At 64.3% G+C, this 20,154-nt stretch carries 17 protein-coding genes and 1 tRNA gene; 7 read left to right on the top strand and 11 right to left on the bottom strand.

What is annotated here, in order from left to right:
* The first annotated feature begins 62 nt into the window (after positions 1 to 62).
* Positions 63 to 614 (top strand): M48 metallopeptidase family protein, encoded by a 552-nt coding sequence (locus ACSBQT_RS01215; protein ID WP_410710170.1) that lies wholly within the window; start codon positions 63 to 65, stop codon positions 612 to 614.
* On the opposite strand, the gene ACSBQT_RS01210 is transcribed toward ACSBQT_RS01215, so the two are convergent.
* Together ACSBQT_RS01210 and ACSBQT_RS01205 are read right to left on the bottom strand one after the other, a co-directional pair.
* Entirely contained in the window at positions 598 to 1,152 is a 555-nt protein-coding gene (locus ACSBQT_RS01210) for an NUDIX hydrolase (RefSeq protein WP_435000640.1), read from the bottom strand. The genes ACSBQT_RS01215 and ACSBQT_RS01210 overlap by 17 nt on opposite strands.
* A complete protein-coding gene (locus tag ACSBQT_RS01205) occupies positions 1,153 to 2,580 on the bottom strand; it encodes a zinc-dependent metalloprotease (protein WP_435000639.1) in 1,428 nt (475 codons plus the stop codon).
* Positions 2,581 to 2,751: 171 nt separating this feature from the next.
* Here ACSBQT_RS01205 and ACSBQT_RS01200 point away from each other — a divergent pair, with 171 nt between their 5' ends.
* From ACSBQT_RS01200 to ACSBQT_RS01190, 3 genes are all read left to right on the top strand, one after another.
* Entirely contained in the window at positions 2,752 to 3,891 is a 1,140-nt protein-coding gene (locus tag ACSBQT_RS01200) for a YlbL family protein (RefSeq protein WP_410710167.1), read from the top strand.
* Positions 3,891 to 6,911: a UPF0182 family membrane protein gene (locus ACSBQT_RS01195; RefSeq protein ID WP_435000638.1), complete on the top strand. Its 3,021-nt coding sequence runs from the start codon at positions 3,891 to 3,893 to the stop codon at positions 6,909 to 6,911. Before ACSBQT_RS01200 ends, ACSBQT_RS01195 begins: the two co-directional genes overlap by 1 nt.
* A gap of 297 nt (positions 6,912 to 7,208) precedes the next feature.
* Positions 7,209 to 8,201, top strand: a complete 993-nt coding sequence (locus tag ACSBQT_RS01190) for a hypothetical protein (RefSeq protein ID WP_435000637.1) — start codon at positions 7,209 to 7,211, stop codon at positions 8,199 to 8,201.
* Positions 8,202 to 8,309: 108 nt separating this feature from the next.
* On the opposite strand, the gene ACSBQT_RS01185 is transcribed toward ACSBQT_RS01190, so the two are convergent.
* Positions 8,310 to 8,383: transfer RNA gene (locus ACSBQT_RS01185), tRNA-Met, on the bottom strand.
* A 161-nt stretch (positions 8,384 to 8,544) separates the two neighbouring features.
* On the opposite strand from ACSBQT_RS01185, the gene ACSBQT_RS01180 reads away from it, so the two are divergent.
* Positions 8,545 to 9,093, top strand: coding sequence for a YceI family protein (locus ACSBQT_RS01180; protein WP_435000636.1), 549 nt, complete (start codon positions 8,545 to 8,547; stop codon positions 9,091 to 9,093).
* Positions 9,094 to 9,316: 223 nt separating this feature from the next.
* On the opposite strand, the gene ACSBQT_RS01175 is transcribed toward ACSBQT_RS01180, so the two are convergent.
* Genes ACSBQT_RS01175 through ACSBQT_RS01155 form a run of 5 tightly spaced genes read right to left on the bottom strand, consistent with a single transcriptional unit; the run spans position 9,317 to position 14,321 of the window.
* Positions 9,317 to 10,582 (bottom strand): aminotransferase class I/II-fold pyridoxal phosphate-dependent enzyme, encoded by a 1,266-nt coding sequence (locus ACSBQT_RS01175; protein WP_435000634.1) that lies wholly within the window; start codon positions 10,580 to 10,582, stop codon positions 9,317 to 9,319.
* Positions 10,582 to 11,373, bottom strand: coding sequence for an inositol monophosphatase family protein (locus ACSBQT_RS01170; protein WP_410710161.1), 792 nt, complete (start codon positions 11,371 to 11,373; stop codon positions 10,582 to 10,584). Before ACSBQT_RS01170 ends, ACSBQT_RS01175 begins: the two co-directional genes overlap by 1 nt.
* 9 nt (positions 11,374 to 11,382) lie before the next feature.
* On the bottom strand, positions 11,383 to 12,486 hold the full coding sequence (gene rsgA / locus ACSBQT_RS01165) for a ribosome small subunit-dependent GTPase A (RefSeq protein ID WP_410710160.1): 1,104 nt from the start codon (positions 12,484 to 12,486) through the stop codon (positions 11,383 to 11,385).
* 1 nt (position 12,487) lies between these two features.
* The gene (gene aroA, locus ACSBQT_RS01160; RefSeq protein ID WP_435000631.1) at positions 12,488 to 13,831 is read right to left on the bottom strand and encodes a 3-phosphoshikimate 1-carboxyvinyltransferase; all 1,344 of its coding nucleotides are present in this window, start codon (positions 13,829 to 13,831) and stop codon (positions 12,488 to 12,490) included.
* Positions 13,824 to 14,321: a DoxX family protein gene (locus ACSBQT_RS01155; protein ID WP_410710158.1), complete on the bottom strand. Its 498-nt coding sequence runs from the start codon at positions 14,319 to 14,321 to the stop codon at positions 13,824 to 13,826. Before ACSBQT_RS01155 ends, aroA begins: the two co-directional genes overlap by 8 nt.
* 145 nt (positions 14,322 to 14,466) lie before the next feature.
* Here ACSBQT_RS01155 and ACSBQT_RS01150 point away from each other — a divergent pair, with 145 nt between their 5' ends.
* Both ACSBQT_RS01150 and rsrA read left to right on the top strand, forming a co-directional pair.
* Positions 14,467 to 15,123, top strand: a complete 657-nt coding sequence (locus ACSBQT_RS01150) for a sigma-70 family RNA polymerase sigma factor (RefSeq protein WP_373284066.1) — start codon at positions 14,467 to 14,469, stop codon at positions 15,121 to 15,123.
* Positions 15,120 to 15,377 (top strand): mycothiol system anti-sigma-R factor, encoded by a 258-nt coding sequence (rsrA, locus tag ACSBQT_RS01145; RefSeq protein ID WP_039210641.1) that lies wholly within the window; start codon positions 15,120 to 15,122, stop codon positions 15,375 to 15,377. The genes ACSBQT_RS01150 and rsrA overlap by 4 nt, the downstream gene beginning before the upstream one ends.
* A 100-nt stretch (positions 15,378 to 15,477) precedes the next feature.
* Here the strand turns inward: rsrA and ACSBQT_RS01140 are convergent, their stop codons facing one another.
* The 3 genes from ACSBQT_RS01140 to ACSBQT_RS01130 form a co-directional block, all read right to left on the bottom strand.
* Positions 15,478 to 15,552, bottom strand: coding sequence for a 50S ribosomal protein bL37 (locus ACSBQT_RS01140; RefSeq protein ID WP_098731028.1), 75 nt, complete (start codon positions 15,550 to 15,552; stop codon positions 15,478 to 15,480).
* 172 nt (positions 15,553 to 15,724) lie between these two features.
* Positions 15,725 to 16,339: a GDSL-type esterase/lipase family protein gene (locus tag ACSBQT_RS01135; RefSeq protein WP_435000629.1), complete on the bottom strand. Its 615-nt coding sequence runs from the start codon at positions 16,337 to 16,339 to the stop codon at positions 15,725 to 15,727.
* Positions 16,336 to 20,058 (bottom strand): multifunctional oxoglutarate decarboxylase/oxoglutarate dehydrogenase thiamine pyrophosphate-binding subunit/dihydrolipoyllysine-residue succinyltransferase subunit, encoded by a 3,723-nt coding sequence (locus ACSBQT_RS01130; RefSeq protein ID WP_435000628.1) that lies wholly within the window; start codon positions 20,056 to 20,058, stop codon positions 16,336 to 16,338. The genes ACSBQT_RS01135 and ACSBQT_RS01130 overlap by 4 nt, the downstream gene beginning before the upstream one ends.
* Positions 20,059 to 20,154: the final 96 nt, after the last annotated feature.

Raw genomic sequence — 20,154 nt, 5'->3', positions numbered from 1 at the left:
AGACGCCGCCACGGTGCCAGTGGCACTGTCACCGTGTCAGTGCGGTTTCCTATGATGGTCCGGTGAGCAGAGCACAGCGGTGGAGTGAAGAAGAGGTGCTGCGGGCGATCGCCCGGGGTGAGATCGAAGTGCGCCGATCGGCACGGCGGAAGAAGACCGTCGCCGTCTCGAAAGAGGTCGAGACCTACGTGCTGCGCACTCCTGAGCGCTACAGCGTGGAGCGCAACATCCGTTCGCTGACGGATCTGTTCAACCGCCTCTCCGCCCGTGATCATTCGTCGGATGCCGACCTCGCCGAGCTGGCGGATGAGATGAGCCGTCGTTTCTTCGGCGGCAGGCTGCGACCGACGTCGATCCGCTGGGTGACGAATCAGAATGTCAGCAGATGGGCGTCAACGACGACGTCGACGGGTGACATCCGCGTCTCCCATCGCCTGCAGGCCGTGCCGCGCTGGGTGCTGGAGACGGTCGTCGTCCATGAACTCGTCCATCTCCAGATCGGTCCCCACTCGAAGGAATTCCATGCATTGGCCGATCGCCATCCGCGACAGACCGACGCAAAGATCTATCTCGAAGGATTCAGTGACGGGGAGCGTTTCAGGCGTGGGAGCTGAGCGCTGACACAGCGGAGCGGAAGAGGCCCGGCAGCCGGTCCGGCAGGTCGGGCATGAGGTCAGCGGGCAGTCGGTCCAGAGTGAACCAGGCGACGTCGAAGGACTCCTCCGACACATTCGGCGAATCGTCGGTCGAAGCCTGGGCTGCGAAAACGACGTCGAAGTGTCGGGTACAGGTCCCGAACGCGGCCGCGAGGTCATGCACATGCACGTCGATGGGATCGGCAGTGACTCGCGCGAGCGGGCGCAGACCGCTTTCCTCTTCGGCCTCTCGGCGAGCGGCATCGTGCAGCGAGGTGTCGACAGATTCGAGGTGCCCTCCGAACTGACCCCACAGCCCGGCCTTCCGGTGGTGGTTGAGCAGAACCGCCTCGGTGACCGGATCGATGACCAGACAGCTGGCTGTGAGGTGGTGCTCACCGCCGGAGCGGTGCAGGGCATCGGCACCCTGCCGGTCGAAGAGCGCCGCGAAGGACGCGGAGAATGAGTTCCGCGGTCCGCGCTCGACTTCCTGCCGGGCAGTATCGAGATCGATCATTCAGCGATCGTCGGAGCTGTCGTCGTCGGGGCTGCTGTCATCGGTCGGCGCAGAGTCGTTTTGATCCGTCTCTTCGGACTCCGTTTTCGCATCGCTGCCGCCGGCTCCCTCGAGTCCCTCGGCGAGGATGCGGGACAGGGCCTCATCGATGCTCGATTCGTTGGTCCATTCGGCCTGACGTCGCTCGGAATAGCCCAGCGGGTCGTCCAGATCCTGCGTGGTCGGCAACAGGTCCGGATGAGAGAACACGCGATCACGGGCTTCGGCGCCGCCCTGCGTCTCGAGGTACGCGAAGAGCGCGGCGGCATCGCGGAGGCGACGGGGGTTGAACTCGAGGCCCACAAGGGTTGAGAAGGTCTTCTCCGCCGGTCCCGCGGTTGCCCGCCGACGGCGCAGCGCTTCGCGGACCTGATCGCGACCGGGCAGATGCTTGCAGGCCTCATAGACGACGACGTCCACCCACCCGGCGATGACGGCGAGGAGATTCTCCAAAGACGTCAGCGCCTTCTTCTGGTCGTCGGTCGTCGGCGGGTTGAACAGCCCCTGGCGGATGTTGTCGCTGAGGTCGGAGATGTTGGAAGGATCGATGTTCGACGCCATGTCCTCGATCTGCGAGGTGTCGACCTTCAGCCCCTGCGCATAACGGGTCAGAGCGGTCTCGACCTGAGCGCTCAGCCACGGGGCGCGTTCGAACAGTGCGAGGTGGGCGAGCTCCTGAGCCGCGAGGTAGATGCGGACCTCGGAGACGTCGACGTCGATTTCGGAAGCGAACGTCTCGACGTTCTTCTCGATGACCACGGCTGTGTCATGGGGCAGCAGCGGCAGTCCCACCTCGGTGCCGGTGAGGACGCTTTCGGACAGCGCGCCGACGGCCTGTCCGATCTGCATGGCGAACATCGAATCGCTCATCGATCCGAACATCGACGATGCACCCGCGAGGATGCCCTTCATCTCGGCCGGGACCTGGGACTCGAGCGTGTCCGTCAGGGCCGAGGACATGTTCTCCTTGATAGGCAGCACGAACTTCTGCCAGCCGGGCATCGTCTCCTTGACCCAGTCGGCTCGACGCAGCGGACGGGCGGATCGGTTGGCGACGGAGAAGTCGGTGGCCTCGGCGAGCCAGAGCTCGGCCAGACGGAACGCATCGGTCGTCGCCCGCTCGGCGTCCTCGGACACTGCGGGGTCGGGAGTCGGAACGGCCTTCTGAGCGATCGACACTGCCTGGGCCTGCGAATCGGCACCCTGCCCGAAGAGCCCCTGCATCTGACTCATGATCGTGGACATCATCGCCGGATCGATCGAGAAGCCCTGCGGCATGCCCGAACTGTTCTTGTCATCTCCCTGACCGGATCCGGGACCATTGGCACCGAAGAGCATTCCGAAGATCTGCTCGAACGGATTCTGCTCGTTGTTGTTGTCATCGGTCATTGTTCTACAGCCCCCAAGAATCGGTTTGACATCAACGTTAACGGTTCCGAATGTGCGAAGCTTCCCAATTCCTGGAGGTTTCGCAGGATGTTCGCACCGGGCGAAAGGAGTCTGTGAAACGGACGCTGAGGTTTCAACTAGACTGGTGGGGCGGTGCAGCGAAAGGATTACATGACAGAGAACGCCCCTCGGGCCGTGCCGGCGTCACCGGCATCGACACGCGGCACCAAACGACGACGGACTCCACGTCTGGCCACAACCTCGGGCGTCCTCACCTACGTCTTCATCGCGCTGGCCGTGCTTCTGCCGGTTCCGTACATGCTTCAGCTGCCGGGACCGGTTTTCAACACCCTCGGCGAATACCAGGGCGACCCCATGATCAGCGTCTCCGGAGCCAAGACCTATCCGACCGCAGGACGCATCGACATGCTCACCGTCGCCGTCAGCGGCGGACCCGGCCGTGACATCTTCGCCTCTCAGGCACTCGGCGCACTCATCAACGGCGAACAGACCGTCGTCCCCACAGAGGCGTACTACCCGCTGGACACCACTCGCGAGGATGTGACCGAATCGAATGCGGTCGAGATGTCCTCGAGCCAGGATGTCGCCATCGCCGCCGCTATGGGCCAGATGGACAAGTCGTATTCCGTGCATCTGTCGGTCGATGACGTCGTCGCCGATGCTCCGGCACAGGGCAAACTGCGCAAGGGAGACCGACTCATGTCGGTCAACGGCAAGAAGCTCGATTCCGATCCCGAGGCCGCGCAGGTCATGAGCAGCACCGTGCAGGAGTCGGACTCCGTCGAGCTCGGCATCGAACGCGACGGTAAATCGAAGACGATCACCCTGACTCCCGCGAAGGTCGACGACCGCAAGGCGATCGGCATCACGATGAAGCAGGACTTCGAGTTCCCCGTCGACGTGAAGTTCAACGTCGACGGCGTCGGCGGTCCCTCAGCGGGGACGATGTTCGCGCTGGCCATCATCGATGAGCTCACTCCCGGTGCGATGACAGGAGGCAAGCATGTGGCGGGCACGGGGGAGATCACCCCTGACGGAACGGTCGGCCCGATCGGCGGTGCTCGCCAGAAGGTGGCCGCCGCCACCGAGAAGGGAGCGACGCTGTTCCTCTCGCCCGCCGATAACTGCGCGGAGGTCATGGCCGCCGCAGACCAATCCAAGATCACGGTGGCGCGCATCGACACGCTCGATGACGCGCAGAACACCGTGGAGCAGTACGCCGCCGGCAACACTTCGGATCTGCCGAAATGTCCCGCCGATGGTGCCGACAACAATGAGAAAGGGCAGTAGTGAGCACCTCGTCCTCACCCACCTCCGCACGCATGCCGGCGAATCGGCCAAGACGTTCGCCGCTGCTGCTCACCCTCGTGTCTGTGGCGATCCTGCTGATCGCCTTCATCGCCTTCACCCAGGTCTACACCGAGGTGCTGTGGTTCCGCCAGATCGACGCAGCGAACGTCTTCCGGACCATGTGGCTCACCCGCGGGCTGACATTCCTCGGTGGCTTCATCCTCATGGCCGTCCCGGTCTGGCTGAGTCTTCATCTGGCCTACCGCCATCGTCCGGTCTACGCGCCGACGACCCCGCGACAGGAGAACCTCGACCGCTATCGTGAGGCCATCGAGCCTCTGCGGCGGGTCGCGACGATCGCGATTCCCGCGGTCATGGGTGTCCTCGCCGGCATCACCGCCTCGGCGCACTGGAACACGATCCTCGAATGGATCAACTCGACGTCCTTCGGCTCGAAGGACCCTCAGTTCGGTCTCGACAAATCGTTCTTCGTCTTCGTCCTGCCCGGTCTGCGCCTCATCGGCAATCAGCTGGGCATGGCGCTGCTCTTGGCGCTCATCGCCGCCCTCGTCGCCCATTACCTCTTCGGCGGAATCCGTCCCGGGGAGCAGAAGGGCGTCATCCTGACGAAGGCCGCCCAGTGGCAGCTGGGCATCACCGTGGCGGTTCTCGTCATCGTTCAGGCCGGTCGGCTGTGGCTCTCCCGCTACGACCGGATGACCGCTGCCGGCGGGATCGTCCCCGGCGTCACCTACGTCGACGATCATGCCGCGCTGCCGGCCATGGCGATCGTCGCCATCGCCGCCGTCCTGGTCGCACTGCTGTTCGTCTACACCGCGTGGAAGGGCAATTGGCGGATCTCGATCATCGCCACGCTCACCCTCATCGTGCTCGGCGGAGTTTCGATCATCGCGTACCCGGCGCTGCTCCAGCAGTTCCAGGTCAATCCGTCGCAGCAGAGCAAGGAATCCGATTACATCCAGCACAACATCGATGCCACACGCGATGCGTTCGACTTCGATGACATCGAGGTGACTCCCTACTCGCCGAGCACCACCGGCAAGAAGGGTGACCTGCGCAAGGACGCAGAGACCGCGGCGTCGATCCGTCTGCTGGATCCGAACCTCGTTTCGGATACCTTCCGGCAGCTGCAGCAGGTGCGACCGTATTATTCGTTCCCGCAGAAGCTCGACGTCGACCGCTACAACATCGACGGGGACATGCGCGACACCGTCATCTCGGTGCGCGAACTCGCCCCGAGCTCGGTGAACAACCAGAGCTGGTTCAACCGGGCGATCGTCTACACTCACGGATTCGGTGTGGTCGCAGCCAACGGCAACCAGCGCAACCCGGACGGCGAACCGCTGTTCATGGAGTCGGATATTCCGCCGAAGGGCGAGTTCCCCGAATACGAGCCGCGTGTGTACTTCGGAGAGTCCTCTCCGGACTATTCGATCGTCGGCGCCCCGAAGGGTGCGACTCCGCGTGAGCTCGACTACCCCTCCGATGAGAAAAGCGGCTCCGGTCAGGTCAACAGCACGTTCTCCGGTGACGGCGGACCGTCGGTGGGCAATGTGTTCAATCGTCTTGCCTACGCCCTGAAGTTCCAGGACGAGCAGATCCTTCTCTCGGACGCGCTCAACGAGGAGTCCCAGATCCTCTACGATCGTCACCCGCGTGAGCGTGTGGAGAAGCTCGCTCCCTTCCTCAAGGTCGACGGCGATCCGTACCCGGCAGTCGTGGACGGGAAGATCAAGTGGATCCTCGACGGCTACACCACCGCCGAGGACTACCCGTATTCGACACCTCAGCCGCTCCAGCAGGCCACTGAGGATTCGACCACGGCGTCGGCTCCGAACTCGGTGGCGACTCTGCCGGACGATGAAGTCAACTACATCAGGAACTCGGTGAAGATCACTGTCGATGCCTACGACGGTTCCGTCGACATGTACCAGTGGGACAAGGACGATCCGGTCCTGAAGACCTGGATGAAGGTGTTCCCCGGACTGATCAAGTCGTCCTCGGAGATGTCCGGTGATCTGATGAGCCACGTCCGGTACCCGGAAGACATGTTCAAGGTCCAGCGCGACCTGCTCACGAAGTACCATGTCACCTCCGCCAGTGAGTTCTACTCCGGTCAGGACTTCTGGACTCTGCCGACCGATCCGACGACGAAGGCGAGCAGCGGGCTGACGCAGCCGCCGTTCTACATGACCCTGCAGATGCCGGGCCAGCAGTCGCCGTCGTTCTCGCTGACGAGCTCGTATATCCCGGCTCGATCGTCCGAGGGGCAGTCGCGCAACAACCTCACCGGGTTCCTCTCCGCCGATGCCGATGCCGGCAACAAGAAGGGCGAGACAGCCGAGGGCTACGGCAAGCTGCGCCTGTTGCAGCTTCCGCGCAACACCACTGTGCCCGGACCTGGTCAGGCTCAGAACAACTTCAACACCGCGCCCGATGTGCAGCGCAGTCTGAACCTGCTGCGTCAGGGTGAGTCCGAAGTCGAGAACGGCAACCTGCTGACTCTGCCGATCGGCGGGGGTCTGCTCTACGTCCAGCCGGTCTATGTCCGCTCCGCCGGTGAGACCTCCTATCCGCTGCTGCAGCACGTGCTCGTGGCGTTCGGTGAGGACATCGGGTTCGCTCCGACCCTCGACGAGGCGCTCGACCAGGTGTTCGGCGGAGATTCCGGAGCCTCGGCCGGTGACGCCGGAACCGAGGACAGCGGAGATGGCGAGTCGGGATCGACCACCGGCGGAGAGGACGCGGATTCGAAGTCCGGCTCGCCGGACAAGGCTCTCAACGACGCTCTCCAAGAGGCGAAGAAGGCCATGGAGGACTCCGATGCCGCGCTGAAGGACGGCGATTTCGCGGAGTACGGAAAGGCCCAGGACCGCCTGAAGAAGGCGCTTGAGGATGCCGTCGCGGCTGACCCGTCGCTGGCAGAGGACGCGGCGGGCCAGGATTCGTCCGCGCCCGCCTCGGAGCCGGCTGACGAAGGCGGCGACTCGGGCAACTGAGTCCACGCCGATCGGTCACATCCCGATCGCCGAGTCCGGACAGAGCGCCCTCGCGATGATTCGCGAGGGCGCTCTGCTGTGCTCGTCGAACCCACACATGGGGGAGACCGTTCACCGTCTGAGGGGAATCGTGTTCGATGCCGGACCTGACACGCTCAGGTCATGGACAGTGATTCACGCACCAGGCATATCCTCCTCACCCTCGCAACGGCCGTTTCGGCACTCACAGCGGTTCTCGCTGCCGTCTGGCTGAGCGATCCGTCAGCGTCTCCGTTCGGTCGGGGACCGGAGGACCCGTTGCTGATCGGCCTGCTCGGCCAGACACCAGGCACGATTCTCCTCTTCGTGGCAGCAGGTCTTTCCGCTCTGTGCGGCGTGGGTCTGCTGATCTCGGGGCGGTGGTCGGCCGTCAGGGCGCTGCGATCGCCTGCGGGCACCGGCCCGATCGAATCGGTGACGCTCTCGCTGGGTGCGTTCTCGGCCCTCGGCCTCGGCGTGGGGTACGGAAGCATGGCGGCGTTGTCGACGGTCGGCTACCTCGTCGCGGTTGTTCTGCCGATCGCTGCGATCCTGATCGTGGCTCGAACGGTGTGGACGCATCGGTCATTGCGGTGGCCCGTGGGGGTGCCGTTCGCGATCGTCGTCGTCCTGGTTCTCCTCCTCGGGCATGAGTTGATCACGTCAGTGGTGGATCGTCTCGGCGCCGGCGCTCTTCGATACGCCCCGACTCTGCTCTCAAGCCTGCTGTTCCTGATCGTCGGTGGACTCTGGCTGGGGATTGCAGTGATCGCCTGCCGGAGCGTGGGGCCTGCTCTTCGGGTGGATGTCTGGATCACTCGCCATCGCAGACTCTTCACCGTCATTGCGGCACTTGCGTGTTTGCCCTACGCCCTCGCGCGGCTGACCTGGCTCAGTCCGTGGCCGATCCTGGGAGGCGAGGCTGCCGCCGATCCTGCGACTCGTCTACAGGGCCTGCTGATCTCCAGCGGCGGTTGGTTGGGATTCGTTCTCACTCTCGGACTCATTCGGCCGTGGGGCGAGACGTTTCCCCGTTGGGTGCCTCGTCTGGCCGGACGTCCGGTTCCTGTGGCGGCCGCGGCGGTCCCCGGGATCAGCGTGGCCGCAATGCTCTCCTTCGCCGCAGCGCCGCTCATCATCCACGGAGCGACGGAAGGGATCGACGAACTGCTCATCGTCGCCGTCGCATTTCCGTGCTGGCTCTGGGGTCCGTCTCTGGCGCTGGCGGTAAGGGGCTACGTTGGGCATCGGCGTAGAGCTGCCTACGCCTAACGGCCATCCACCGATCACCGCCACCATCAAATCACTCCGTGCCGCGAAGATGGTGTGAATGAGAAGAACCCCCAGTCAGAGAACTGACTGGGGGTTCTGCCGCTATCGTGGCGGGGGAGGGATTTGAACCCCCGACCTCCGGGTTATGAGCCCGGCGAGCTACCGAACTGCTCCACCCCGCGGCGTGTTCTTAACTTTACACGAGGGGTCACCTGGCGGCCAAACCGAATACAGGTGACCTCCGCCACATGGTTACTTGCCGTTCATCTGCAGGGGTTGCATGTGGTTGAAATTTGAACTATAGTGAATCTTGTACTTCAAATTTCAACCAAAAGGAGAAATCATGACTGCTCTGCCTCAGGGACTCACCGCCGGAACCTGGAACATCGACCCCATCCACTCGGAGTTCACCTTCACCGCTCGCCACGCGGGCGTCTCGAAGGTCCGCGGCCACTTCGAAGAGATCGCCGGCAACGTGAACGTCGGTGAGACCCTCGAAGACAGCGCCGTATCCGCCGAGGCCTCAGCGAACTCGATCAACACCCGCAACGAGCAGCGCGACGGTCACCTCAAGAGCGGCGATTTCTTCCTCGCCGAGGAAGACCCGAAGCTGAGCTTCAAGTCGACCGCGATCAAGGCCGACGGCGCCGACGAGTTCGAGACCGTCGGTGAGCTGACGATGCGCGGCGTGACCAAGGAAGTCGCCTTCGCCACCGAATTCGCCGGAGTCGCCACCGACCCGAACGGCAACCAGGTCGCCGGCCTCTCGGCCACCGCCACGGTCAACCGCAAGGACTTCGGAATGTCCTTCGAAGCCGTCCTCGGCGGAGGAGAGCTTCTCGTCTCCGACAAGATCAAGATCGAACTCGAACTCGAGCTCGTCAAGGCCTGACATGTCCTGAACTGAGCTGAGGTGCTGATCGGCGCGTGCGCCGAGACGGAGCCAGATTCAACGGTCAGCGTCGCTGTCCGATGCAGAAGGGGCGAACCGCCCATGCGGTTCGCCCCTTCTGGCGTCTTTCGGCGCGACGCCTCCTGTCCCTCGGAGCGACGACTCCTGTGCCGTCCCGTGTATCAGGAACGCATTCTGCTTCGAGCACGAAAGCGGGTGAAGCTCAGCTCCTCCGACGCAGCGCATCCGGGTGCTCCCGCAGATGCCCACCGAGTGCGATGAACAGCTGTGCGCCCTTATCGACATCGGCAACGGACTTGCAGAACGAATAGCGGATCGAAGACCTATAGGCCTCGTACGCCGGACTGCCAGGCCGGCACAGGGCCGGTACGGGAATCCCGACCAAGGAGAATTCTCTGGCCAGCAGCTCATTGAGCTCGAAGGCATCGAGATCCGTCAGTGCAGAGAAGTCCACCACTGTGAAATAGCCGGCGCGCGGAGTGGACACCTCGGCACCCGGGACCGAGCGACAGGCGGGAACGAGAACCTCGGCGCGTGCCCGCAGCGAACCTCGGTTCTCGGCGACGAACTGTGAATCGCCATCGAGCATCTCGGCCATTCCGATCTGCATCGGACCGCCGGCCGTGAACGACATAAACTGCTTGACGGTCTGAATGGCCTGGCGAACCTCGGGGGAGGCGACGACCCAGCCGATCTTCCATCCCGTCGTATTCCATGATTTGCCCGCCGAGGAGACCGTGACGACGCGTGCAGAATCCTCGATGGCGACGGCGGGAGGCACATGCCCCAGATCCGTGAGGACGAGCTGCTCGTAGACCTCATCGGAGAGCACCCAGGCATCGACCTCCTCGGCGGCTCGTCCGATCCGGCCGAGATCAGCGGCAGAGAAGATGAACCCGGTGGGATTGTGCGGAGTGTTGACGAGGATGACCTCCGGATCGACCTCGGCGATCACTCGGTCGAAAACCTCCCAGTCCGGGGCGAAATCGCCGTGGCCATCGGGCAGGATCGGCACTGTGTGCAGAGTTCCGCCGGCGGCAGCGATCGCCGCGGGATAGGAGTCGTAGAACGGTTCGAAGGCGACGAGGGAGCCGCCGCGCGGCAGCAGAGCGAGGATCGCGGCGGTCAGGCCCTCGGTGGCGCCCGCAGTGTAGAGCACCTCGTTCGGATCGACGTGCTGTCCGAAGTCGCGTCCGCGTTGAGCGGCCACGGCATCGAGCAGCTGCGGGTAACCCTGACCGGGGGCGTATTGATTGAAACCGGCCCGCATCGCCACTTCCGTCGCGGCGATCAGCTCGTCCGGAGGCTCCGTGCCCGGAGCACCCTGTCCGAGGTTGACGGCTCCGACCTCGGCGGCGAACTTCGTCATCTGCCCGTAGATCGTCTCACCGATCGACCCATCCGGATTCGTCAGCCCCGCGGATTCGGCCATCTCATGCCACAACGGGGCTCTCATGATGTCCGGCATCAGGAGACCTCCGCGGGAGCGACCCGACCCAGCCGATCGAGTGCGGCTTCATGGAGGCGAGAATTGCTGGCCAGCGCATTGCCGCCGAAGGGCCCCGGAAGTCCGGCCGTGTTCGTGAAGGAGCCTCCCGCTTCGAGGACGATGGGTACGAGCGCGCCCATATCGTAGAGCGCGAGCTCGGGTTCGCAGGCGAGGTCGACAGCACCCTCGGCCAGCAGCATATAGGAGTAGAAGTCGCCGTATCCGCGAGTGCGCCACAGCGAATCGCAGAGATCGAGGAACTCATCGAGGATGCCGAGTTCCTTCCAACCCGACAGCGAGGAATACGACAGGGACGCATCGGCGAGAGAGTCGACCGATGACACACCGATGCGTTCGGCCGGGGACCCGAGTTCGGTCGCGTAGGCGCCCTGCCCTGCTTCCGCCCACCACCGGCGCCCGAGTGCGGGAGCGGAGACGACTCCCAGCAGCGGCTGGTCACCGTCGTAGAGCGAGATCAGCGTCGCCCACACGGGCACTCCGCGCACGAAGTTCTTCGTTCCGTCGATGGGATCGATGATCCACCGTCGCGATGACTGCCCGTGTGCACCGAATTCCTCACCGAGCACGCTGTCATCGGATCGAACCTCTGTGAGTCGATCCATGATCGCCCTCTCCACCGCACGGTCGCATTCGGTGACCGGGGTGAGGTCGGGTTTGGTTTCGACGGCGAAGTCCTGTGCCCGGAAGCGCGGGTGGCTGATGGCATCGGCGAGATCGGCGAGTTCGATCGCCAGGTCGAGGTCGTTCATGACTCCAGCCTATCCAGTCGAGGGCAGCAGCCGGCGCAGGGACTCCAGCCGTGAGACTCCTCCCGGTCCGGCCTTGCCGTCGGCCACCCACTCATCGAGTCGGCAGCCGGGAGAGTCCGCGAGGTGAGTGCATCCGCGGGGGCATTCGGCCGTGGCCTCAACGAGTTCGGGGAACGCGGAGAGCAGGGTCTCCCGGTCCACATGGGCCAGGCCGAAGCTGCGCACCCCCGGGGTGTCGATGAGCCATCCGCCGCGTTCCAACGGCAGGCACACGGCCGACGACGAGGTGTGACGTCCGCGTCCGGTCACGTCATTGACATGGCCCGTCGCGCGGTCGGCGGCGGGAACGAGAACGTTGGTCAACGTGGATTTGCCCACTCCGGAATGGCCGACGAGGACGCTGATGCGTCCGCGGAGACGTTCGGCCACCTCGGCGTGGGGTACGGCCTCGTCCTGGGTCGCATCGTTCGCGGCGACTCTCGTATCGGTCGGTTCGGCGTCGGGATCGATGGAGGATTCGACGATGTCGATCCCGGACGCGGAGAAGCGTTCCTTCAGCTCCGTCGCCGGGCGCAGATCGGTCTTCGTCACGATGAGCAGGGGAGTGATCCCCGCATCGAAGGCCGCGACGAGTGCGCGATCGATGAGACCGAACGAGGGATCCGGGTCCACGGTGGCCGTGACGATGCCCATGACGTCGACGTTGGCGACGAGGACACGCTCGGTCGGGTCGGTGTCATCGGCGCTGCGGCGCAGCAGGGTCTGCCGGTCGGTGATCTCCACGAGCCTGGCCAGGGTGCCCTCGGTCCCGGAGGTGTCGCCGACGAGGCGGACGACGTCGCCGGGAACGATTGCCTGTTTGCGCAGGTGCGAGGCGCGCACCGCGGTCACCGAGGTGGCCCCACGTGACCGCTTCCCCTTCTTCCGAATCGGGGGACTTGACGGGAAGTTCCCGTCGTCGTCAGCGAGGATGACCCGGTACCGGCCCCGATCGACCGCGGTGACCAGACCCGATACGGCGTCCTTGTGGTCGGGGCGGTTCTTCGTCCGCGGTCGTGAACCGCGTCGGTTCGGCCGGGGTCGGTAGTCCTCATCGCGAAAGATCTTCGCCATATCAGGCTCCGGGGGTGAGCATGGCTTCCCACAGCTGAGTGAAGGCAGGCAGGGTCTTGGCCACAGTGCCGGCGTTCTCGATGACCATTCCGTCATTGCGCAGGGCGAGCACGGCACCGGCCATGACCATGCGGTGGTCGTGGTAGGTATGCCACAGCGCCGGGCGCAGGTGCGTGGTGCCGGTGATCGTCAGCGCCTCGGCGTGTTCGACGACATCGACGCCGATGGCACCGTACTCTCTGGTCAGAGCCGTCAGACGGTCGGTCTCGTGCCCACGCAGATGCCCGATTCCGCGCAGCTGCGACGTTCCTTCTGCCATAGCAGCGAGAGCCGAGACCACTGGGGTGAGCTCGCCGACGGCCGACAGGTCGAGATCGACAGCGGTGAGCCGGTCCGGACCCTGCACATGCAGTCCTTCCCTATCGAGGCGCACCGTGGCTCCGAACGCCTCGGCGATCTCGCGGAAGCCGTCACCTGCCTGCGTCGTGTGCACGGGCCAGTCGGCGATAGTCACGGATCCGCCGGTGGCCACTGCCGCAGCCGCGAAGGCTGCGGCATTGGACAGGTCGGGTTCGACGTGCACGTCGAGACCGCGCGGAAGTCCTGGCTCGACGATCCAGCGCTCGGGTTCGGGCTCGCTGATGTCGACGCCCGCGTCGCGGAGGACTTCGATCGTCATATCGACGTGCGTTCGGCTGGGCACCGTGTCCGCGGTGTTGGTGAGTTCGAGACCCAGAGGCATGACGGGAGCGGCGAGCAGCAGACCAGAGACGAATTGGCTGGAGGCGCTGGCATCGATGCCGAGGTGGCCGCCGCGCAGCTGTGAGTCGGCGTGGATCGTCATCGGCAATGTGCCCGCGGCGGAGGTGATCGACGCACCGAGCTCCCGCAGAGACTCGATCGTCACCGACATCGGCCGGACTCGGGCCTGTTCGTCGCCGTCGAGGACGACGTCACGGCCGGTGAGCGCGGCAAGTGGGGGGATGAAGCGCATCACGGTTCCGGCGAGACCGCAGTCGATGGTGATCGGTGCGGAGTCCTGGCCAGCAGCGTCTGTGGGTACGTGTCCGCCCGAGAAGGGAATCGGCTCGATGTGGAGCTCATCGCCGTCTTCGTCGATCACGGCGCCGAGGCGACGCAGGGCGTCGACCATGAGCAGGGTGTCGCGGCTGCGCAGCCATCCCCTGAGATCGGATCCGGAACGGGCGAGGGCCGCAAGGATGAGATAGCGGTTCGTCAGGGACTTGGAACCGGGAACGGTCACAGTGGCAGAGACGGCGGAACCGGCGACCGGCGGCTGCCAGTCGCCGGTCGCCGGGGGAGTGTGCGTGGAGATGTCAGTCAACTCCGAATGCGCTCAGAGCCTGCTTCGAGGTGTCTTCCACGCTCGACCACAGGTCTTCGGCCGCGTGCTGAGTCCGCCACCACAGGCCGGGGCGTCCTGCAGTGTCGACGGCGGCGAGCAGGGCACCGCCGAGCATCGAGGTGCGCAGAAGAGTGCGTTCGTTGCGGGTTTTCTTCTCCTCCTTCGACGTCGTCTTGTCGGCAGACAGACGCTCTCCGACGGTGTCGAGCAGGTAGGTGCCGACGAGGATCGATGCGCTCAGCCGCGGGAAGCGTCCGATGGCGAGCATCGAACCGGCAGCGACCTGTGCCACACCGGTGGCTCGGGCGAGAGTCACTGCGTCGACGGGGACGTCGACCTGTTTGCGAGCCTGGTTGAGGAGCGGGCCGACCGATGCGGCCGCTGCCTCCGGCTTGCGCAGTCGTTCGACGCCGTTGAGGATGTAGCCGGCGGCCAGCATGGGCCGTGCGATAAGACGAATGGGAGACACAGTGGTCCTTCCTACGTGGCGGTCATCTCACTGGCAAGCATAACTGCTGAGGTGGGAATAGTGGGACGTCGGTCCGATGTTGTACGGCGTGAAGCCATTCGACGGGTGCACCCGTCGCGAAGTCGACAGGCAGAAGGAGAAGTCTATGAGCGCCACTGCCGTCCTGGAGAGAACGGGCGTACCATTGACTGCGATGACCGAATCAGTCAAAGAAGCCCCCGAAACCGACGCCGAGAGGTCGGCGCGTTTCGAACGGGATGCTCTGGAATATGTCAATCAGCTCTACGCAGCTGCTCTGCGTATGACCCGCAACCCGGCAGATGCCGAAGATCTCGTCCAGGAAGCCTATGCGAAGGCGTATGCCGCCTTTCATCAGTACAAGCCCGGAACCAACCTCAAGGCGTGGCTGTACCGGATCCTGACGAACACTTTTATCAACAACTACCGCAAGAAGCAGCGCCAGCCGCAGGAGCACGGCAGCGAGGACATCGAGGACTGGCAGATCGCACAGGCGAACAGCCACTCGTCATCCGGCGGTCGTTCCGCCGAACTCGAAGCCCTCGACCACCTTCCGGACTCCGACGTCAAGGAGGCGCTCTCGGCGCTGCCCGAAGACTTCCGCATGGTCGTCTACTATGCCGATGTCGAGGGCCTGCCGTACAAGGAGATCGCCGAGATCATGGAGACGCCGATCGGCACAGTGATGTCCCGACTGCACCGCGGTCGTCGACAGCTGCGGGAGATGTTGGCCGACTATGCCGCCGAGCGCGGTTTCGTGAGTCCTGAGGGAGGTGCGAAATGAGCGACGAAGGATGCTGCGAAAGCGTCAGGACCGAGTCTCTGATGCGCATCTACCACTACCTCGACGGTGAACTGACGACGACGGAGATCCGCGAGATCTCGATCCACCTCGAACAGTGCCCGTCGTGTCATGACGAGTATGAGATCGAAGCGCTGCTCAAAGAGCTCGTGCGTCGTTCGTGCAGCCACGACCGTGCCCCGATGGGTCTGCGAGAGAAGATCCGGCAGCGGATCGCACTCGAACAGAACTCCTGACCGGCGCCCGGGAACAGCCCGGGAGCCCACGGACACAACGAAGGCGGGAAGAGATTCGAATCTCTTCCCGCCTTCGTCATTCACCGAACGTATCAGCGAATCATGCGTTTGGACGCTTGCCGTGGTTTGCTTTCTTACGGCGGCGATCGCGACGCTTACGGCCACGCTTGCTCATTGTGCCCTCCTTTGATAGACGCTCAATTGTCTCATGATCGCCCGAGCAGAGCAAAGTCGGACCAGGTCACCCACCTTGCCGAATCGGTTCGACATGATGATGCGGCTGTCACCGCTGATCTTATCTTCGACCGAGCACCGCGGAGAACTTCGGTCGGGCACCCAGAGTCAGGTCAACTGTCGCCGAGGACGTCCTGGACGCCCAGCCAGTTGAACCAGCCGCGATGGAGAACCAGCCAGGCCAGCAGACCGTATCCTTCCTGCGCCGGCAGATGGTCCCGTGACGACGCGACCTCGCGCTGCCACACGGGATGGCCGAGGAGGGGCGTGAAGGTGTCGACATAGGTGATGCCGCGCCGTTTGGCCACATCGGAGAAACTGGCATTGAGCTCAGCGATGCGACGGTTGCGGTCACCGTCGTGTTCGGGCGGTGGTCCCAACACGAACGTCGAGACCTTCCTAGCCAACGCCTCGTCGAGGATGTTGGCGACATCGAGGCGGGCCCTGGCGACCGAACGCCCCGAATCGAGATCCCCGGAACCCAGAGCCAGCACCAGACGGTTGTCCCCGTCCCGGGTGAACCGCAGGGACGCCTCGGCGATGGTCCGCGCGTGAAGCCCGGCGGAATCCTCGGTCGGCACGGCCAGGGGATACACCTTGAGTTCAGGCAGACTCGGCAGAGTCCTCGCCGTCACCCGACCGACCCACCCGAGGCCACGGCCATCGCCGTGGCCGGCGACCAAAGGGCCTCCGACCACGGCGATGGTTGTGGTGACGTCGCTGCTCACCGGCTGAAGATCCGGTCGACGAGTTCCTTCTGCTGAGCATCGTGGAAGTGCTTGAGCCCAGTCGAGGTGGCTGCAGAAGCGGCACGGGAGATGACCTTGACCTCACGGCCGCCGAGGAGCTCGGGCAGGTGCAGTGCCATGAACGGCCATGCTCCCTGGTTCTTCGGCTCTTCCTGGGCCCAGACGATCTCGGCATCGGCCGGGAAGCGGTCGAGCACAGCGGTGATGGCCGCTTCGTCGAGCGGGTAGAGCTGCTCGAGGCGGATGAGAGCCATCTTCGTGTCGTTGTCCTTCTCCCGCTTGGCTTTGAGATCCCAGTAGAGCTTGCCGGAGACGAGGACGACACGTTCGACCTGCGAGGAGTCGACGTCCGTATCGTCGATGACGGCCTGGAACTTGCCCGAGGTGAAGTCCTCCGGCGAGTTCGCCGCTGCCTTGAGGCGCAGCATCGACTTCGGGGTGAAGACGATGAGCGGACGCTTGTTCGTCGTCGAGGCGTGGCGACGAAGCAGGTGGAAGTACGAGGCACCCGAGGACGGGTAGGCCACCGTCATATTGTTCTCCGCACACAGCTGGAGGTAGCGCTCGATGCGACCCGAGGAATGGTCGGGTCCCTGTCCCTCATAGCCGTGGGGCAGGAGCATGACGACACCGGAGTTCTGCTGCCACTTCTGCTCGGAGGAGGAGATGAACTCGTCGATGACGGTCTGCGCACCCTGTGCGAAGTCACCGAACTGAGCCTCCCACGCCACGAGGGCGTCCTTGCGTTCGACGGAGTAGCCGTATTCGAAGCCGACGGCGGCGTACTCGCTGAGCAGGGAGTCGTAGACCCAGAAGCGAGCCTGCTCCTCGGTGAGGTTCTGCAGCGGCGTCCATTCGTTGCCGTTGACCGAGTCGATGAGCACCGAGTGGCGCTGGACGAACGTCCCACGGCGGGAGTCCTGGCCTGCCAGCCGCACCGGCACGCCGTCCATGAGCAGCGATCCGAAGGCCAGCAGCTCGGCGAAGCCCCAATCGATTCCGCCCGACAGCGACATCTCCTTGCGCTTCTCGAGCAGCGCCCGCAGCTTCTTGTGAACCGTGAAGCCCTCGGGGATCTCGGTGAAGGCCTCGCCGATTCGCTGCAGAGTCTCGGGACTGATGGCCGTCTCGGCATCGTTGAAGGTCTCGATGTCGCTGGGCTCGTAGGGAGCGTTGAACGCTTCTCCGTCGTAGGAGCCGGTCTCGGCTTCCTTGGTCTCGGCGAAGGCCGATTCCAGCTTGGACTGGTAGTCCTTGAGCGCCTCGGCGGCCTCTTCGTCGGTGATGCACTTCCTGCCGACGAGGGATTCGGTGTAGAGCTTGCGCACCGAACCCTTCTTCTCGATGAGGGAGTACATCGTCGGCTGGGTCATCGACGGATCGTCGCCCTCGTTGTGGCCGCGACGGCGGTAGCACACGAGGTCGATGACGACGTCCCGGTTGAATTCCTGGCGGTATTCGAAGGCCAGGCGGGCCGCCCGGACGACGGCCTCGGGGTCATCGCCGTTGACGTGGAAGATCGGGGCGTTGATCGACTTGGCGACGTCCGTGCAGTAGAACGAGGAACGCGCCGAGGCGGGGGGAGTGGTGAACCCGACCTGGTTGTTGATGATGACGTGGACCGTTCCGCCGGTGCGGTAGCCGCGCAGCTCGGAGAGGTTGAGCGTCTCGGTGACCACACCCTGTCCGGCGAATGCGGCATCGCCGTGGACGAGGACGGGCAGCACGGTGAAGCCGGACTCGCCCTGGTCGACGAGATCCTGCTTGGCGCGCACGATGCCTTCGAGGACCGGATCGACGGTCTCGAGGTGGCTGGGGTTGGCCGCGACGTAGACTCCGGTGGTGTTGCCTGCCGGCGAGGTGAACGAACCCTTGGTGCCCAAGTGGTACTTCACGTCACCGGACCCCTGGACGCTGTCCGGGGACATGGTTCCGTCGAACTCACGGAAGATCTGCGCATAGGACTTGCCGGCGATGTTCGTGAGCACGTTGAGCCGACCGCGGTGGGCCATGCCGATGGCGACCTCGTCGAGGCCGGTGTCGGCGGACTGGTTGAGGATCTCGTCGAGGAGGACGATCGCGGACTCTCCGCCTTCGAGGCTGAAGCGCTTCTGTCCGATGTACTTCGTCTGGAGGAAGGTCTCGAATGCCTCGGCTGCGTTGAGGCGGCCGAGGATGTGTCCCTGCTCCGAACGGGTGAGCTCCTGATGCGGAACCTCGATCTTCGACTGGAACCAGCGGCGCTGGACCGGGTCGGCGATGTGCATGTATTCGAAGCCGGTGGTCCGACAGTAGCTCTCACGCAGCAGTCCGAGGATGTTGCGGAAGGGCATCATCGGCTTCGATCCGAACCCGCCGGTGGGGAACTCGCGTTCGAGATCCCACAGGGTCAGACCGTGCTGATTGATGTCGAGATCCGGGTGGGACCGCTGACGGTAGACCAGAGGATCGATATTGGCCATCAGGTGACCGCGCGTGCGGTAGGCATCGATGAGTTCGATGACGCGTGCGGTCTTGTTGACGTCGTCCTGGTCTTCGGCGGAGACGTCGGGAACCCAGCGAACCGGCTCGTAGGGCAGGCGCAGGGATTCGAAGACATCGTCGTAGAAGCCGTCTTCGCCGAGCAGGTAGCTGTGGACCAGTTTGAGGAACTCGCCCGAACCGGCCCCCTGGATCACGCGGTGATCGTAGGTCGAGGTCATGGTCAGCACCTTGGACACGGCCAGAGAGTTGATGGTCTGCTGGCTGGCACCCTGGAACTCGGCGGGGTAGTCGAGCGCGCCGACGCCGATGATGCAGCCCTGGCCCTTGGTCAGACGCGGAACGGAGTGGACCGTGCCGATTCCGCCGGGGTTCGTCAGCGAGACGGTGGTGCCGGCGAAGTCGTCGGCGGTGAGCTTGCCCTGACGTGCCTTGTCGACGAGTCCGTCGTAGGCGTCGACGAACTGGCGGAAGGTCAGCGTCTCGGCCTTCTTGACGTTGGGCACCAGCAGGGTGCGGGATCCGTCCTTCTTCGGCACGTCGATGGCGAGCCCGAAGTTGATGTGGGCGGGGGAGATCATCACGGGCTTGCCGTCGCGGACGTCGTAGGAGACGTTCTGCGAGGGGAAGTTCTGCAGGGCGCGGATCACGGCGAAGCCGATGAGGTGGGTGAAGGAGACCTTCCCGCCACGGGTGCGCTTGAGGTGCGAGTTGATGACGATCCGGTTGTCGATGAGCGCCTTGGCAGGCAGTGCCCGGACCGAGGTGGCGGTCGGGACTTCGAGCGACTCATCCATGTTCTTGGCGATGAGCTTCGCGGGTCCGCGCAGGGGAGTGATCGTCTCCTCCGGTGCGGGCTTCGGTGCGGCTTCCTTCGCGGTGACCTTCGGCACGGACTTGGTCTCGGCCTTCAGCGTCTCGGACTCAGCCGAGGACGGGGAGACGCCGCGAGAGGTCTCGCGGGAGGTCGCCGGGGCTGCAGCTGAGGCAGGGGCCTTGGCATCCGACTTCTTCGCGGCCGGCTTCGCCTCCTGCTTGGCGGCGGGCTCGGCAGCGGACTGAGCGCCTCCGCCGTTCTTCTCGTACTTGTCGAAGAAGGGCCACCAGGACTGGTCGACCGAATTCTTATCTGACTTGTACTGCTCATACAATTCCTCGACCAGCCACTCATTCGACCCGAAGTCTTCAACGGTGCGGTTCGGAGTATTGACGGACACGGCGTTGATCGCCTACTTCCTGATTCAAGACTTGCTGCTTAACGACATCTCCAAGCCTAACGTGATGTGCCATCGAATGTGCAGTTAAGGGACAAT

The organism is Brevibacterium sp. H602, from assembly GCF_051172395.1.
Lineage (GTDB): Bacteria > Actinomycetota > Actinomycetes > Actinomycetales > Brevibacteriaceae > Brevibacterium.
Note: the sequence above shows the minus strand (reverse complement) of the source record. Positions and strands in the feature narration are given on the sequence as shown.

Coding starts and splice junctions, on each gene's coding strand:
- ACSBQT_RS01210 (WP_435000640.1), bottom strand. CDS start 1,152: ATGATCGATCTCGATACTGCCCGGCAGGAAGTCGAGCGCGGACCGCGG.
- ACSBQT_RS01205 (WP_435000639.1), bottom strand. CDS start 2,580: ATGACCGATGACAACAACAACGAGCAGAATCCGTTCGAGCAGATCTTC.
- ACSBQT_RS01200 (WP_410710167.1), top strand. CDS start 2,752: ATGACAGAGAACGCCCCTCGGGCCGTGCCGGCGTCACCGGCATCGACA.
- ACSBQT_RS01180 (WP_435000636.1), top strand. CDS start 8,545: ATGACTGCTCTGCCTCAGGGACTCACCGCCGGAACCTGGAACATCGAC.
- ACSBQT_RS01175 (WP_435000634.1), bottom strand. CDS start 10,582: ATGCCGGACATCATGAGAGCCCCGTTGTGGCATGAGATGGCCGAATCC.
- ACSBQT_RS01170 (WP_410710161.1), bottom strand. CDS start 11,373: ATGAACGACCTCGACCTGGCGATCGAACTCGCCGATCTCGCCGATGCC.
- rsgA (WP_410710160.1), bottom strand. CDS start 12,486: ATGGCGAAGATCTTTCGCGATGAGGACTACCGACCCCGGCCGAACCGA.
- ACSBQT_RS01150 (WP_373284066.1), top strand. CDS start 14,467: ATGAGCGCCACTGCCGTCCTGGAGAGAACGGGCGTACCATTGACTGCG.
- rsrA (WP_039210641.1), top strand. CDS start 15,120: ATGAGCGACGAAGGATGCTGCGAAAGCGTCAGGACCGAGTCTCTGATG.